The sequence below is a fragment of the Oryzomonas sagensis genome, assembly GCF_008802355.1.
GTDB lineage: Bacteria > Desulfobacterota > Desulfuromonadia > Geobacterales > Pseudopelobacteraceae > Oryzomonas > Oryzomonas sagensis.
In genome coordinates this window covers 1,500,186-1,515,112 of the sequence record NZ_VZRA01000001.1, presented here as the reverse complement: position 1 = coordinate 1,515,112, position 14,927 = coordinate 1,500,186, and the positions used below count along the sequence as shown (strand labels likewise).

Here is a 14,927-nt window from a genome sequence, read left to right as displayed (position 1 = left end):
GCATGGCCGAAGCCGCCGCACAACCGGGCAAGCATGGTGAACAGCGGGGAGGATATCGGGTACGGGCGACCTGGCAGGCCATCAGAAGGCTGCCCCTGGAGAATTTTCCCCTGATGCTGCCCCATGTCCATCCGGTTGCCGCCTTTTTCATCCTGCGACGGCTGAAACGGCTGGGGTTTTCCAACTGCAAGGTCGTGACCACCACCAAAGGGCTGGTTGTTCACGCTCAACGATAAGACAAGAAAGGGCGGTCCCTGACAGGGCCGCCCTTTTTTCTTGTCTTCATGTCGCACCTCAGCAGACGGTCCTGCGGCGGCTACCCCATGAACTTGGATATCTCGAAACCGATCTGCCCCAGGGGCAGCACCTCATCGGCGACCCCGCCTTCGACACAGGCCCGGGGCATGCCGTAGATGGTCGATGTCGCCTCGTCCTGGGCGATGGTCACCCCCCCCTTGCTCTTCAGGAGCTGCATCCCCTTGAAACCGTCGTTGCCCATACCGGTCAGGATAACCCCCAGCATGGAGCCGTTGGTGGCCTCGGCCATGCTCGAAATCATCAGGTCCACCGAGGGGATGTAGACATACTGCGGATAGGCGCTGGTGGGGACGGTTTTAACCACAACGCTCGTTCCCCTGCGCACCAGGGTGGTATGCATGCCGCCGGGGGCGACCAGAGCCAGGCCGGGCTTGAGTACATCGCCATCCACCGCCTCCCGGATGGTCATGGAGCATTTGGCATTCAGGCGATCGGCATAGGGGCCGGTAAAGGCCTTGGGCATGTGAATGCCGACGATGATGCCGTAGGGAAAATTGACGGGAATACGGGAGAGCACCTCCTGGAGCGCCACCGGTCCCCCGGTGGATGCGCCGATCCCCACATAATTGATCTTTTTGCCGGTAAACCGCGATGCCGTGGGGCGCGTCGGAGGTGCGGCAACGGGGGTGACACCGGCCGGCCGTATCGGGGAAGTGGCTGCGATGCGGCCCACATGGGATTTGCCGGCTTCCCGGACCTTGCGCAGCAACTCCTCGCGGAAGATGTGCTGGGCCTCGGCCGAGTCGGTGACGTTCTTGGGGATGTAATCGATGGCGCCGGCGTCGAGGGCCTCGAAGGTGGCCTTGGCCCCTTCGTTGGTCAGGGTGGAGACCATGAGCACCCTGGTGGGCGCCTTGGCCATGATCTGGCGCAGGGCCGCGATGCCGTCCATGCGGGGCATTTCCACGTCCATGGTGATGACGTCCGGCTTGAGGGCGATGGCCTTTTCCACCCCTTCCATGCCGTCTGCCGCCGTACCGACGATATCAAAGGATGGGTCCTTGGAGAGCACACTTCGTATCGCCATGCGCATGAACGAAGAGTCGTCAACGATAAGTACCCGTATTTTTCCGCTTCGGGAAGTAAGCATCAATCCCCCGCCTGTTCGTGTGAAGTAAATATCGAACTGACCAACGCCTTGACATCGGGAATGGCGTCGTCCAGCTCGTAGCAGAAACGTTCAATATCAAGGTTTGCCAGATTCGGGGCCTCGTTCCTGAGTATCTGCCAAGCGGCTTCATCGGACAGGTTGAAACTTACCCACTCTCTCCCGCCATAATTGAGTTCGCGCACGCCGCAGAACAGGTCGGACAGGTTGACGATGGCGCACAGGACCGGGTCGATGGTCGCCTCGGCAGGTGTGTGGTGCTGGGAAATCAGCTCGCAGTACACCTCGGGGAAGTTCCATTTCCGGGCCATGCACAGGCCGATCTCGCAATGGGTCGTGCCCAGCAGCTCCGCCTCGGCGTCCACCAGCTTGATCGGCTTGTCCTTGATGCGGTCCAGGACCGCCTGAAAATCCTCGCGCTGGTACTGGCTCAGGAAGACGACGCCCAGGTCGTGGATAATGCCGCCGATATACGCCTTTTCGAGATCCGGATACCCGATCTTTTCGGCAATGATCTTGGAAACCATGCCGACTCCGAAGGAATGCTCCCAGAAGGCGCTGATCTGAAAATCACCCGTATCGGCGTCAAAGGCATTGATCAGGGAGGTGGTAAGGGCCAGTTCGCGGATGTGCTTCAAGCCGAGATAGACAAGCGCCAGCCTGAGGGAGGTGATGTCGTGGCCGAGCTTGAAGATCGGCGAGTTTACCATCTTCATCACCCGGGCGGTCATGACCTGATCGGTCAGCATCAGGTCGGCCACATCCTCGACCCTCACCTCCGGTTGGTCAAGGAGAAGCAGCACCTGGGTGGCGACCACGGGAATCGTCGGCAGGTCCTCGATTGTACCGACCAGTTCTTCCGCTCTCTGTATCATCGCGAGCTTGTCCATGGAGTATACCTTTCAGGCTACTTTTTGTAGGTGAAGCCACCGGGGAAGTGGACGGTCTTGAACTTGTCGTTGACCCCGTGCAGGGACTCGGACTGGCCTACAAAGAAATAACCGTATGGTTGTAGGTTGTTGTAAAAGTGTTGGACAACCTTGGATTTCGAAGCAGTATCGAAATAGATCAACACGTTGGCACAGAAGATAAAATCGAAACTCTTCATGAAGATCATCTTGGAATCATCGTACAGGTTGAGCTTGTTGAACGTAACGAACTTCTTGACCTCCGGCGAGAGAAGGAACTTGCCGTTCTCCTCCTTTATATACTTGCGTTTGTAGAGGTCGGGGATGTTACGGACCGAATAGGCGTTGTAAATTCCCTCTTTGGCCTGGGAGATGACGGTTTCGTTGATATCGGTGCCGACGATCTCGATAATCCAGTCCTTGAGGAGCGTCGTACGCTTTTCCAGCAGCATCATGGACATGGTATAGGCTTCCTCCCCCGAGGAGGAGCCGGCGCTCCAGATGCGCAGCTTGCGAAAGCCCATCTTATTCTTGGTCTCGACGATTTCGGGCAGAAGTTTTGTTTCCAGCGCCGTCAGTTGCGGCACATTACGGAAAAAATAGGTTTCATTGGTGGTGATTTCATCCATCAGATACTTCAACTCTTCGGAACCGCGGGGCGATTTGAGGAACTGATAGTACTCCAGATGCGTCTTCGTGCCGGTAATCTCCATCCTCCGACTGAGACGGCTCTCAAGGAAGTACTTCTTGGTGGTATGGAAGTACATTCCGCAGATATTGTAGATAAAGTCGCGCAGCTGTATGAAATCACTATCGGATATTGACACGGTCGGTCCTTTTGGGCTTGTGGTTGGCGCCTACTCCAAGAACGCCAGCATATCTATGTCAGGTATCGAATCGGCTACCTTCAATTGTGCCGTTATTTGTCCACGTCCCTGGTAACGCGAGTCGAAGCGCCGACTCGCGCCGCAGGGAAGAAAAACATTGGGGGGAGTTGCCGGCCTACCGGCCCGGAGCGCTTTCGCCGTCATCGATGAGCCCAACCGGGTCGACGATCAGGGTGACCCGGCCGTCGCCGAGGATGGTGGAGCCGGCAATGCCGGGGATATTGGCCAGGTAGTTGCCGAGCGACTTGATGGCCACCTCCTGCTGGCCCACCAGGCGTGTGACCACCAGTCCCATGCGCTTGTCCGCGGCGCCGACAACGACGACATAGCAGAAATCGTCGTTTTCATAGCGCTGCTGCACATTGAACTTCCGTTGCAGGCGCATCAGCGGCAGCACCGATTCGCGCAGCTTGAGCACCTCCTGGCCGCCGACCATGTGGAAGGTGCGCTGTTCGACCCGCAGGGTCTCAAGCACGGAAGAGAGCGGAATGGAGTAGATCTCTCCCTCCACCTCTACCAGGAGCGACTGGATAATGGCCAGGGTCAACGGGAGGCGCAGGATGAATTCCGATCCCAGCCCCTTTTCGCTCTTGATCTCGATCAAGCCGTTGAGCTTCTTGATGTTGGTCTTGACCACGTCCATGCCGACCCCCCGGCCCGAGAGGTCGGAAGCCTTCTCCTTGGTCGAGAAGCCGGGCAGAAAGATCAGGTCGAATATTTCACGCTGGCTCATGGCGGCCAGTTGCTCCTCGGTGATCAGCCCCTTTTCCACGGCCTTGCGCCCGACCCGGTCGGTGTCGATGCCGCGGCCGTCGTCCTTGATGCTGATGATGATCTGGTTGCCCTCGTGGACGGCGGCCAGGATCAGGACGCCCACCCGCGGCTTACCGGCGGCAACGCGTTCGTCGGGGGTCTCCAGGCCGTGGTCCATGGCATTGCGGATCAAGTGGATGAGTGGATCGCCGATCTCGTCGACAACCGAGCGGTCCAGTTCGGTCTCTTCGCCGAAGATCTGCAGATCGACCTCTTTGCCCAGATCGCGGGCCAGGCTGCGGACGATGCGGGGGAACTTCTTGAAGACCTTGTCCACCGGGATCATGCGCATCTTCAGGACCTGCATCTGCAGCTCCGAGGTGACGAAGCTCATCCGCTTGGTGAGCTTGCCGAATTCCTCGTTAAAATCGAGGCGTTCTGATTCGCCCTGCTGGAGATCCTGATTAAGCTGGATCATGCGGTTACGCTCCAGCACCAGTTCGCCCACCTGATTCATCAGGTCGTCAAGGCGTTTGACATCGACGCGCACGGTGGTGTTGTCGGAAAGATCCTCTCCCTTTCCCTCGGTCGGCTTGGGCACCGGCGCCTTCTTGGCGACCGCATCCCCGGCCGGTTTCGGCGGCGGGACCGGTGCGACTTCCTGTTTGACAGGCGACGGCGGCGGTTCGACCGGCGCTGCTGCCGCGGCATCCGGGGCAGGAGCCGCATCGGGCTCGGCAACCGTCTGCGGGCTCGCGTCGGCAGCGGGCTGCGGGGCGGCCGGAGCCTGGGCGGCAACGCTCTCGGAAAGGAGTGGCATCAGCTTGGCTATGGTACCGTCGATCTCCCGTTCCTGAATCTCACCCGCCTTGATATCGCTTACCAGGACTTTGACCAGGTCCGTGGCTTCGAGAATGACATCCATGATTTCAGGGTTCACCGTCAATTCGCCTTTTCGCAGGCGATTGAGGACATCCTCCGTCTTATGGGTCACTTTAACCAAGAGGTCGAAGCCCAGAAAACTCGAAGCGCCCTTAACGGTATGGATCGACCTGAAAATCCGATTGAGAAGTTCGGGGTCGTCCGAGGACTTTTCCTTCTCCAAAGCCACGAGATCGTCGTCGAGTTTCTCGAGCAGCTCGGTTGTTTCGGTAAGGAAGCCTTCCAGCAGTTCCTGATCTTCACTATCAAACGGTGGCATTAACGTCTCCTTGAAAAAAACTGGGCACTACGACTACATTGATGCAAAAAGCCGCTTCTCGTCGCCGGAGAACATCTTCTCCAGGTCGAGCAAAACCAGCAGACGCTCCGCCTGATTTATTACACCCGCGATGCACTCCTGGTCAATGCCGCTGGCGACTACCGCGGGCGAAGGCTGGATCTCGCTGCCGGAAATGCGGATGACTTCCGAAACGGCATCGACGATGAAGCCCATCAGCTCCCCCTCCACATCCATGACCATAATGCGGGTCTGCTTGTCGTTGTCCACTTCCATCAGGCCGAATTTTTTGCGCATGGAGATGATGGGGATCACCTTGCCGCGCAGGTTGATGACACCGTCGACATACTGGGGGGTATTGGGAACGCGCGTCACGTTCGGCATCCGGATAATTTCCCTGACCTTGAGGACATCGACCCCATATTCCTCCTGGTCAAGATTAAAGCTTACCAACTGTATCAATTTGTCGCGAGATTCATCAGATTTCACCGGCACGAGCGCATCGTTCATTACTCCCTCCTCCATGTGGATAAACATGCTCGAAATGATCAAAATAGTTATGGAAGTTTGTCGGGACGACAGACCCCGCATAAATTAGAATACTAAATTATGACTAATATTTATCATGCAGGCCGCTATTTATCAAGTACGATAAAAATTTAATTCGGGCCGGCAATACCACGCAGATCAATTGCCCTGCCAATCGCCCAAAAACATAAAGTCATTTTCTTGACTTTCGTGTCAATGCGCCCTATTATTCTCCCTCGATGCCTTTTGAAGCACCGTGGACACATCAGTGCATACCTCGCCAGTAATGGATACATCATGGATACGCCAGGCACCATTTTCATAGTCGAGAACGATCGCAAAACCCGCGATCTCATATCGGCCTTTTTGAAATACCAGGGGTACGACATCGCCCACGCCACCCCGGCATCCAATATTTTTGACACTCTACATGAAAAACATATCGGCATCGTGATCGCAGACTTGAAGCTGCTGGCCGATATCGCCCCGGATTTCATCGAAGAGGCCAAGAAGATAAACCCGCTTCTCGTCCTGATCGGCTACAGCAGCAATGCCCATATCAACCCGGCAAACGAAGACAATGTTTTTCTCCTGTCCAAGCCGCTCAATCTGGACGAGTTGGAAAGTCTGGTCATGCGCGCCAGGGAGTTCCAGACCATGAAAACACCCCATGCCTGGGCTGCACCACGCGCCCCTCGCGCGCTCTGTTCCTCCATCATCGGGAAAAGCAGCCGGATGGCCGCCCTCTTCGAGTTGATCGAAAAGATCGCCGCATCAAACGCCACGGTGTTAATCCAGGGGGAATCGGGCACTGGCAAGGAACTTGCAGCTCGTGCCATACACCAGTTGAGCTCCCGGAGCGACAAGAACTTTGTCCCGATCAACTGCGCAGCCATCCCCGAGGACCTGATCGAAAGCGAGTTGTTCGGCCATGTCAAGGGGTCGTTCACCGGCGCGTATGCCAATCGTGCGGGGCGCTTCGAGATGGCGGACAAGGGGACACTGTTCCTGGATGAAATCGGCGACATGAAAGCCAATCTGCAGGTCAAGCTCCTGCGGGTTCTGCAGAGCAAGGAATTCGAACCGGTCGGGTCGACGAAGTCTCAGAAGGTGGATGTCCGCATCATTGCGGCGAGCAACAAAAAACTGGAGGAACTGGTGGAGTCCCAGGACTTCCGCGAAGACCTCTTTTACCGGCTGTCGGTCATTCCCATCACCATCCCCCCCCTGCGGGAACGGCGTGAGGACATACCGCTGCTGATAGACTTCTTTCTGGACCGTTTCAATGGCGAAAAGCGGCATGAGGTAACGGGCTTTTCCAGCGAAACCCTCGGAATCCTCTGCGCCTACGACTGGCCGGGGAACGTCCGGGAGTTGGAGAATCTGGTGGAACGCCTGGTGATCCTCAAGGATAGCGGCCTCATTACCCCTGACGATCTCCCGGAGAAATACCTTGCCCGGACGGTTCAGGTACAGGCCCCGGCAATCCCGGCCGGGAACGCGTTCCCGGAAACCGGCATCTGCCTCAACTCGGTCCTTGACGAGTTCGAGAACCGGCTTATCCTCCAGGCCCTGGAGCGGACCAGGGGGAACAAGAAGGAAGCGGCCATGCTGCTGAACCTGAAACGCACGACCCTGATCGAGAAGCTGAAGAAAAAGAACCTGGCCTACGACAAGGAGTCAGAGACGCAATGACCATCGATATCAGCGGCAACCTGTCGCTTCTCAAATCGATCCTGGCGCAGGAGTCGCGCAAGAGCGGGCGCGAAGACGCCGCCGGCCAACCAGACGGCGTCTTCGCCGAACGGCTCGACCGCGCCATGGAGAGCTCGACGGCAGAACAGACGCAGCAGGCCAGCGCCCAAAATCTTGCCGAAGCACTCAGCCTGCAGATGCTCCACACCACCCTGAGCCTGGCGGGCGACGGTTCGTCAGACGCCACGCCGCCCCAGACGCTCGGTCAGCAGCCGTCCCTGCTCCAACCCCTCATCAAGGCCTATGCCGACGCCGCCGCCCAGGCGACAGCCGGCCAAACATCCTACCGTGGCGCGGAATCCTCCGCGGAACAACCTGCTGCGGTGTATCAGGCCACGTCTTCGACGCCGCTGGGCAGCGACAAAGAATGGCTGGAGCCGATCATCGCCAAGGCCTCCCGCCGTTACGGGGTCGAGACCGGGCTCATCAAGGCCGTCATCAAGGCCGAAAGCAACTTCAACCCCACGGCCGTTTCCTCCGCAGGGGCCCGGGGCCTGATGCAACTCATGCCCGGAACCGCCCGTTCCCTCGGCGTCAACGACGCCTTTGACCCCGAGCAGAACGTCATGGCCGGGACGCGCTTCCTGCGCGACCTGCTCGACCGTTATAACGGCAACGTAGACTCGGCCCTGGCCGCCTATAACTGGGGGCCGGGCAACGTGGACAGAAGACCGGATCGCATGCCCCGCGAAACACAAAATTATCTGGTACGGGTAAAACAGCTCTACGCATCGTACAGCGCCTAGCATCTTCACCGCACACAAGATCGTGCGGTATCCACTCCAATCCTTAACAGATTGTTGAAAACCCACGTTGTTCAAAAATAGTCAGATCGTCGCAACCGCAGAAAGACCCGCGGAGGCGTAGCAGCGCTACGCCGCACAAGGGGCTTTCGAGGACAAAGGCCTGATGGCTGTTTTTCAACAACCTGTTAATAGGTGATTTCATGCCCCCCCTGTACATCATCGGCACCGGCCCCGGCGACATCGTCCACCTGACCGATGCCGCCCGCCAGGCCCTCGCCGAATCCACAACCATTATCGGTTACGACAGCTATCTGGAACAGCTCGGCCCCGTCATCGCCGGGAAAACGACGGTGGCAACCGGCATGATGCGCGAGATCGAGCGCTGCCGCGAGGCCATCGTCAGGGCGCGCGCCGGCGAGGCGGTCGCCCTGGTCTCCGGGGGCGACGCCGGCATCTACGGCATGGCCGGCCTGGTGCTGGAGTTATTGGAAAACGAGGCCGAAAGCGGCCTGCCCCAGCCGGATGTCCGGGTCATACCGGGCATTTCGGCCATCCAGGCGGCGGCCTCCGTGCTGGGCGCACCGCTGATGCACGACTTTGCCGTCATCTCCCTTTCCGACCTGCTCACCCCCTGGGACCTGATCATGACACGGCTTACGGCGGCCGCCCGGGCCGATTTCGTCATCGTGATCTTCAACCCCCGCAGCACAAAGCGGGTCACCCAGATCGAGGAGGCCCGCCGCATCATCCTGGCCTCCCGGCCGGCCGAAACCCCGGCGGGCATCGTGCGCAACGCCTGCCGCCCGGACGAGCGGAGCACCGTCACCACCCTGGGGGCATTGCTGGAGCACCGGATCGACATGTCCACCATCGTGGTCATCGGCAACAGCAGCAGTTTTGTGGACAGCCACGGCCGCATGGTCACCCCCCGCGGCTATGCCGGCAAGTACGGCGCCGCCACCAATACGGAGCCTGAATCCGTGACGCCGGGTAGCCTTGGTGGCCGGAAGAGCCGGGGCCCGCACGCCGCCCGTGCCGCAGCGGACCACTCACCATGCCGGTCCTCCGCCGGACGGTCGCTCATCTCCCTGCCTGCACAGGCAGAGGCCTGCCGGTCAGCAGGCATGGAGGCGTCACGGATGCAGACGGAACATGATACGCCGCCGACGCCCCGGCCGGGCGCCGTCATGTTCTGCGGCACCGCGTCGGACGTGGGTAAATCGGTCGTCACGGCCGGCTTCTGCCGCCTGCTGGTCAGGCGCGGCATCAGCACCGCGCCCTTCAAATCCCAGAACATGTCCCTCAACTCCGCCGTCACCCCCGACGGGGGCGAGATCGGTCGGGCCCAGGCCGTGCAGGCCCAGGCCTGCCGCATCGATCCCCATACCGACATGAACCCGGTGTTGCTGAAGCCCAATTCCGACACCGGCAGCCAGGTCATCGTCCAGGGGCGTCCGGTCGGCTCCATGAATGTGGCACAGTACGATGCGTACAAGCCCCAGGCCTTTGCAAGGGTCGCGGAGAGTTTCGAACGCTTGAAAAACGGCTACGACTTCATCGCCATCGAGGGTGCCGGGAGCATTGCCGAGATCAACCTCAAGCACAACGACATCGCCAATCTCCGGGTTGCCGCCATGGCCCGCTGCCCGGTCATACTGGTGGCCGACATCGACCGCGGCGGCGTCTTCGCCCAGATCGTCGGCACCATTGACCTGTTGGAGCCCCATGAGAAGGCGATGATCCGCGGGATCATCATCAACAGATTCCGCGGCGACGCCGCCATCCTGCGGCCAGGGCTCGACTTCATCACGGAGCGGACCGGCATCCCGGTCATCGGCGTCCTCCCCTGGCTTGCGGACCTCAATCTGCCGGCCGAAGACAGCATGGCCCTCAGCCGCCCCTCATGCCCGGCCGGCGGCGCCCCCGACCCGAATACCATCCGCATCGGGATCGTCAGGCTGCCGCGTATCTCCAACTTCACCGATTTCGACGCCTTCAGCTGCGAGCCGGACTGTACCCTCACCTATCTGGAATCGCCGCAGCAGATGGCAGGGCTCGATGTCCTCATCCTCCCGGGCAGCAAGACCACCATCCCCGACCTCCGCTACCTGGAGGAGCGCGGCTTCTCCGAGGCGATCAAGGACTTCACGGGGCGGATCGTCGGCATCTGTGGCGGCTACCAGATGCTCGGCCAACGGGTGTCTGACCCCGACGGCGTGGAATCGGACGTTCGGGAGATGGCCGGGCTCGGCCTGCTCCCGGTGGAGACGGAACTTTTGCCGGAAAAGACGACCCATCAGGCGGCGGCCCGCCTCGACGGCGCCGGGCAGACGCTCGCCCCCGGCTGCGAGGAGGAGTTGACCGGCTACGAGATCCACATGGGCATCACCACCCCCGTCGGCCCGGGACGCCCCTTTGCCCGCATCTCCCGACGCGGAGCCGCCCAGGTTGCGGTCCAGGACGGCGCGGTTTCGCCGGATGCCAGAATCTTCGGCACCTACCTGCACGGCGTCTTCGACAACGCCCCCTTCCGGGAGGCCTACCTCAACCGCATCCGCGGCGGCAAGGGGCTCCCCGTGCGGCACGTCGCCCACGAACCGGATCGCGGCGATCCCTTCGACCGGCTGGCCGACCACCTTGAACGGCACCTCGACATCCCCCTCCTGCTGGCTATGTGCGGGCTGGAACGGTGACACCCGCTGAACCGGCAGTGCTGATCCTGGCCCTGGCGTTGGACCTGGCCCTGGGCGACCCCCGCCGCTTGCCCCATCCGGTGGTCCTGATCGGCCGGTTGATCGCCTTTCTGGAATCAAGCCTGGGCAAGATCACCCGCCATGAGCGGGCCGCCGGCATCGGCCTGTTGTTCCTCACCGTGGGCACGAGCGCGGCAACCGTTTGGTTGGCGCTGTACGGGCTCGCGACCCTTGGTCCCCTCGCCGGCCTTCTGGGCGCGGCGTACGTTTCCTACACCTGTCTGGCCGCCCGCTCCCTCCACCGGGAATCGGCCCTGGTTGCCGACGCCCTGATGGCCGGAGACCGTGAGGCGGCGCGGCGTAACCTGTCCCGTATCGTCGGCCGGGACACCCACGATCTCGGCGATGCCGATATATGGCGGGCAGTGGTGGAAACCGTGGCCGAGAACACCGCCGACGGCATCGTGTCGCCCCTGTTCTGGCTAACCCTCGGCGGCCCGGTGGCCGGCATCGTCTTCAAGGCGGTCAGCACCCTGGACTCCATGGTGGGCTATAAAAACGAGCGTTATCTGCGGCTGGGATGGGCATCGGCCCGCATGGACGACCTGCTGAACTTCCTCCCCGCCCGCCTGACCGCGCTGCTGATGATCATGGCCTCGCCCCTGACAGGACTTTCCTGGCGCAACGCCGCGCGCATCACGCTGCGCGACCGCCACAATCATCCTTCGCCCAACAGCGGCCACCCGGAGGCTGCGGCCGCCGGGGCTTTGGGGGTGCGCCTGGGGGGGGCGGCCACCTATGGCGGCACGCCCTCCTGGAAGGAGCCCATCGGCGACCCGCTGCTCCCCCTTGACGGCCGGGCATACCGGAGTATGATCAGGCTGATGTACGCCACCACCCTGCTCATGGCAGCCGCCTGCATTGCCGCTGCCTGGGCGCTGAAAGGCTTCCATGTCCCGCAGTTATGACCACGGCGGCACCATATTCGCGACAGCGCGCCGCATGGGCGTCCCGCTGTCCGCACTGGCCGATTTCTCGGCCAGCATCAACCCACTGGGACCGTCGCCCCTGGTGAGATCGGCCATCGACCACGCCCTGGGCAGCCTGGTGCACTACCCCGACGCGGGCCACGAGGAGTTGAAAGAGGCCCTCGCCCATTACCACAGGCTTCCCGCAACTCACTTCGTTATCGCCAACGGTTCGACGGAACTGATCTACCAACTGCCGGCCGTCCTCTCCGGGAAACGCGCCCTGCTCGCCGCCCCCTGCTTCAGCGAATACGGGCGGGCCCTGGAGCGGCAGCGGTGGGAGGTGCACCACTTCCCGCTCGCACCCGAGGACGGCTTTTCCTTGAACCTGGCGCGGCTGGAAGCGAAGCTTGCCGAGGGGTACGATGCCTTCTACCTCTGCAATCCCGGCAACCCCAGCGGAGCGCTCTATCCGCCGCATATCGTCGAGCAGGTCCGGGAGCTGTGCCGCGCGGCAGGCACCTTTCTGGTGCTGGATGAAGCCTTTATGGACTTCTGCGAGGAGGCGTCGGCCAAACACGCCGTCGTCGCGAGCGATAACGTCCTCATCCTGCGGTCCATGACCAAATTCTTCGGCATCCCCGGCCTGCGCCTGGGGTATGCCATGACAAATGCGTCGCTGTGCGGGCGGCTCGACGCACTCGGCGTGCCGTGGAACGTCAACACCCTGGCGCAGGCGGCCGGCACGGCATCCCTGCGGGATCGGGAGCATAACCGGCGGACCCTCCTCTTCATCGCCCGGGAACGGCGCTTCCTGGCCGACCGGTTGGCCGGCTTTCCCCGGCTCAGGGTCTACCCTTCCCGCGCCAACTTCCTGCTGGTGGAGCTTACGGGCGAGATGACGGCCCGGGAACTGGCGCAACAACTCCTGCCCGAATTGGTCATTATCCGCGACTGCGCCAGTTTCAGCGGCCTTACGCCCCGTTTTTTCCGCATTGCGGTGCGTACGCGCCCAGAAAACGAACGTCTCGTTGCATGTCTGGAAAAGATTCTATCGACAGAATAGGGGGGTGTGATGGGAGAGACCATACGTTTCGGCATATCCATCGACGACGGGCTGTTGGAGCGTTTTGACCGGCTGGTTACGGAAAAGGGCTACGTCAATCGTTCCGAGGCCATACGCGACCTGATCCGCGACGCCCTGGTGGAGCAGACCTGGGCAGACGGCAACGAAGAAACGGTCGGCACGGTGACACTGGTCTACGACCACCACGTCCACGACCTGGCCGACCGGCTGACCGCCATCCAGCACGACCACCACGACCGCATCATCTCGACCCTGCACGTGCATCTGGACCACCACAATTGTCTCGAGGTGCTGATCGTCAGGGGCAAGGCGAGCCAGATCAAGGCCATAGCAGACTCCCTGATCGGCGTGAAGGGGGTCAAGCACGGCAAGCTGGTGATGACGACCACGGGACGGGAATTGGGCTAAGGGACGTCAAGTTTATCCCGAATCCGTGACGCCGGAATGCCGCAGTATCCGGAAGAGCCGGGCCTGCCCGCCGCCTGACGGTCGCAAACACTTCAAACGCAATGGCGGAAGCCTTCCGGCAGGGAGGCGTCGCGGATTCAGATTTACAAAAAAAGGGGAAGCGCGAGGCTTCCCCTTTTTTACTCATTCTCTCCACCCTGCCGTCAGCTTAAAGGACCTCCGGCGAGTTTCCTCAACCATGGGAGTCAGTATACTGCTTCAGGCAAATCCCGCGTAATGGGGCAGCACACCACAGCAGGGAGCGACCCCCGTTTTGTTTAGCATTCCGCCCGGGTGCTACTGCCGACCAACAGGGTAGAGAGAACGATCAGGTGGTTTCATTATTACACCTGCGGCCAAATCATTACAAGTCTTTTATAAACGGTCAGACATACCCCAGAAAACCGATCAGCCGCCGGACCTCTTCCATCAGGTTTCCGAACCCGGGGAAGGTGAGGGACTGGGGACCGTCGGAGAGCGCCTTTTCCGGTTCCGGATGCACCTCCACCAACACGCCCTGGGCACCGCCCATCAACGCCGCCAGAGCCATGGGGGGCACCAGGCTGCGCTTGCCGGTGGCGTGGGAGGGATCGACCATGATCGGCAGGTGGGACATCTCCTTGATCAGCGGCACAATGGCCAGGTCGAGGGTGTTGCGGGTCGCGGTTTCATAGGTGCGGATGCCCCGTTCGCACAGGATGACCTGGTCGTTCCCCTCGGCCAGGATATACTCGGCCGCGGCCAGGAACTCCTCCACCGTGGCGCTCATGCCGCGCTTGAGCAGCACCGGCTTGCGGATCCTGCCCAATTCCCGCAACAGGTCGAAGTTCTGCATGTTGCGCGCCCCGACCTGGAGCAGGTCGGCGTACTCGGACACCAGCCCCACACTATCCGGGCTCATCACCTCGGTAACGATGGGCAGGCCGCTCTCCCTCCCCGCCACGGCGAGCAGCTTCAGCCCCTCCTCCCGCAGCCCCTGGAAGGTGTGGGGGCCGGTGCGCGGTTTGAACGCCCCTCCCCGCAGCATGTCGGCGCCGGCCTGTTTCACGAAGAGGGCGGTCTTGACGATCTGCTCCTCGCTCTCCACGGCGCACGGCCCGGCCACCACCACCGGCCGGCACCCCTGGCCGACACGGACGCCCTTGACATCGACGATGGTATTTTCGGGATGAAAATCGCGGGAAACCAGCTTGTATGGTTTGGAAACGTGGATCACCTGTTGTACGCCCGTCAGTTCCAGAATTTTGCTGTCATCGACATAGCCGTGGTTGCCCAGGACGCCGATGGCGGTCCGTTCCCTGCCCGGGATCGGCGCCGCCGTGAGGCCCATCTCGTTTACGGTCCGAACAACGGCGTCAATATCGGCGGTGGTGGCATTATGACTCATGACGATCAGCATGGATAGCTCCTTTTCCTTGCATCAGACAAAATTTTGCCGCAAACAGACGGCGAACCGCCGCAGGTCCCGTTCCCGAAAAGGTTTCGGTAGCCATTGTCCCCACAATTCTCC

General features: G+C 61.0%; 13 protein-coding genes. 7 read left to right on the top strand and 6 right to left on the bottom strand.

Annotated elements, in window-relative coordinates; translation table 11 throughout:
- The first annotated feature begins 2 nt into the window (after positions 1 to 2).
- The gene (locus F6V30_RS06990) at positions 3 to 236 is read left to right on the top strand and encodes a hypothetical protein (protein ID WP_151156152.1); all 234 of its coding nucleotides are present in this window, start codon (positions 3 to 5) and stop codon (positions 234 to 236) included.
- A gap of 80 nt (positions 237 to 316) precedes the next feature.
- Here F6V30_RS06990 and F6V30_RS06985 read toward each other — a convergent pair whose 3' ends face one another.
- The 5 genes from F6V30_RS06985 to F6V30_RS06965 all read right to left on the bottom strand — a co-directional run bounded on the left by F6V30_RS06985 (position 317) and on the right by F6V30_RS06965 (position 5,703).
- A complete protein-coding gene (locus F6V30_RS06985) occupies positions 317 to 1,408 on the bottom strand; it encodes a protein-glutamate methylesterase/protein-glutamine glutaminase (protein ID WP_151156150.1) in 1,092 nt (363 codons plus the stop codon).
- Positions 1,408 to 2,316, bottom strand: a complete 909-nt coding sequence (locus F6V30_RS06980) for an HDOD domain-containing protein (RefSeq protein ID WP_151156148.1) — start codon at positions 2,314 to 2,316, stop codon at positions 1,408 to 1,410. Before F6V30_RS06980 ends, F6V30_RS06985 begins: the two co-directional genes overlap by 1 nt.
- Positions 2,317 to 2,333: 17 nt before the next feature.
- Positions 2,334 to 3,161, bottom strand: coding sequence for a CheR family methyltransferase (locus tag F6V30_RS06975; RefSeq protein WP_151156146.1), 828 nt, complete (start codon positions 3,159 to 3,161; stop codon positions 2,334 to 2,336).
- 175 nt (positions 3,162 to 3,336) lie between these two features.
- Positions 3,337 to 5,175: a chemotaxis protein CheA gene (locus F6V30_RS06970; protein WP_151156145.1), complete on the bottom strand. Its 1,839-nt coding sequence runs from the start codon at positions 5,173 to 5,175 to the stop codon at positions 3,337 to 3,339.
- 33 nt (positions 5,176 to 5,208) lie between these two features.
- Positions 5,209 to 5,703: a chemotaxis protein CheW gene (locus tag F6V30_RS06965; RefSeq protein WP_151156143.1), complete on the bottom strand. Its 495-nt coding sequence runs from the start codon at positions 5,701 to 5,703 to the stop codon at positions 5,209 to 5,211.
- 315 nt (positions 5,704 to 6,018) lie between these two features.
- Here F6V30_RS06965 and F6V30_RS06960 point away from each other — a divergent pair, with 315 nt between their 5' ends.
- The 6 genes from F6V30_RS06960 (at position 6,019) to nikR (ending at position 13,378) form a co-directional block, all read left to right on the top strand.
- On the top strand, positions 6,019 to 7,416 hold the full coding sequence (locus F6V30_RS06960) for a sigma-54 dependent transcriptional regulator (RefSeq protein WP_151156141.1): 1,398 nt from the start codon (positions 6,019 to 6,021) through the stop codon (positions 7,414 to 7,416).
- Positions 7,413 to 8,222 (top strand): lytic transglycosylase domain-containing protein, encoded by an 810-nt coding sequence (locus F6V30_RS06955; RefSeq protein WP_151156140.1) that lies wholly within the window; start codon positions 7,413 to 7,415, stop codon positions 8,220 to 8,222. Before F6V30_RS06960 ends, F6V30_RS06955 begins: the two co-directional genes overlap by 4 nt.
- A gap of 200 nt (positions 8,223 to 8,422) precedes the next feature.
- On the top strand, positions 8,423 to 10,915 hold the full coding sequence (locus F6V30_RS06950; RefSeq protein WP_151156138.1) for a cobyric acid synthase: 2,493 nt from the start codon (positions 8,423 to 8,425) through the stop codon (positions 10,913 to 10,915).
- On the top strand, positions 10,912 to 11,883 hold the full coding sequence (gene cbiB / locus F6V30_RS06945) for an adenosylcobinamide-phosphate synthase CbiB (RefSeq protein ID WP_151156136.1): 972 nt from the start codon (positions 10,912 to 10,914) through the stop codon (positions 11,881 to 11,883). Before F6V30_RS06950 ends, cbiB begins: the two co-directional genes overlap by 4 nt.
- Positions 11,867 to 12,949, top strand: a complete 1,083-nt coding sequence (gene cobD / locus F6V30_RS06940; RefSeq protein WP_151156135.1) for a threonine-phosphate decarboxylase CobD — start codon at positions 11,867 to 11,869, stop codon at positions 12,947 to 12,949. Before cbiB ends, cobD begins: the two co-directional genes overlap by 17 nt.
- A gap of 9 nt (positions 12,950 to 12,958) precedes the next feature.
- On the top strand, positions 12,959 to 13,378 hold the full coding sequence (gene nikR / locus F6V30_RS06935) for a nickel-responsive transcriptional regulator NikR (RefSeq protein ID WP_151156134.1): 420 nt from the start codon (positions 12,959 to 12,961) through the stop codon (positions 13,376 to 13,378).
- Positions 13,379 to 13,802: 424 nt separating this feature from the next.
- Here the strand turns inward: nikR and aroF are convergent, their stop codons facing one another.
- Positions 13,803 to 14,816, bottom strand: a complete 1,014-nt coding sequence (gene aroF / locus F6V30_RS06930; RefSeq protein WP_151156132.1) for a 3-deoxy-7-phosphoheptulonate synthase — start codon at positions 14,814 to 14,816, stop codon at positions 13,803 to 13,805.
- Positions 14,817 to 14,927 lie beyond the last annotated feature (111 nt).

Bases quoted from the DNA above. Each gene is read 5' to 3' on its own strand.
- F6V30_RS06950 (WP_151156138.1), top strand. From the start codon at position 8,423: ATGCCCCCCCTGTACATCATCGGCACCGGCCCCGGCGACATCGTCCAC.
- F6V30_RS06985 (WP_151156150.1), bottom strand. From the start codon at position 1,408: ATGCTTACTTCCCGAAGCGGAAAAATACGGGTACTTATCGTTGACGAC.
- F6V30_RS06960 (WP_151156141.1), top strand. From the start codon at position 6,019: ATGGATACGCCAGGCACCATTTTCATAGTCGAGAACGATCGCAAAACC.
- aroF (WP_151156132.1), bottom strand. From the start codon at position 14,816: ATGCTGATCGTCATGAGTCATAATGCCACCACCGCCGATATTGACGCC.
- F6V30_RS06990 (WP_151156152.1), top strand. From the start codon at position 3: ATGGCCGAAGCCGCCGCACAACCGGGCAAGCATGGTGAACAGCGGGGA.
- F6V30_RS06980 (WP_151156148.1), bottom strand. From the start codon at position 2,316: ATGGACAAGCTCGCGATGATACAGAGAGCGGAAGAACTGGTCGGTACA.
- F6V30_RS06955 (WP_151156140.1), top strand. From the start codon at position 7,413: ATGACCATCGATATCAGCGGCAACCTGTCGCTTCTCAAATCGATCCTG.
- cobD (WP_151156135.1), top strand. From the start codon at position 11,867: ATGTCCCGCAGTTATGACCACGGCGGCACCATATTCGCGACAGCGCGC.
- F6V30_RS06965 (WP_151156143.1), bottom strand. From the start codon at position 5,703: ATGAACGATGCGCTCGTGCCGGTGAAATCTGATGAATCTCGCGACAAA.
- nikR (WP_151156134.1), top strand. From the start codon at position 12,959: ATGGGAGAGACCATACGTTTCGGCATATCCATCGACGACGGGCTGTTG.
- F6V30_RS06970 (WP_151156145.1), bottom strand. From the start codon at position 5,175: ATGCCACCGTTTGATAGTGAAGATCAGGAACTGCTGGAAGGCTTCCTT.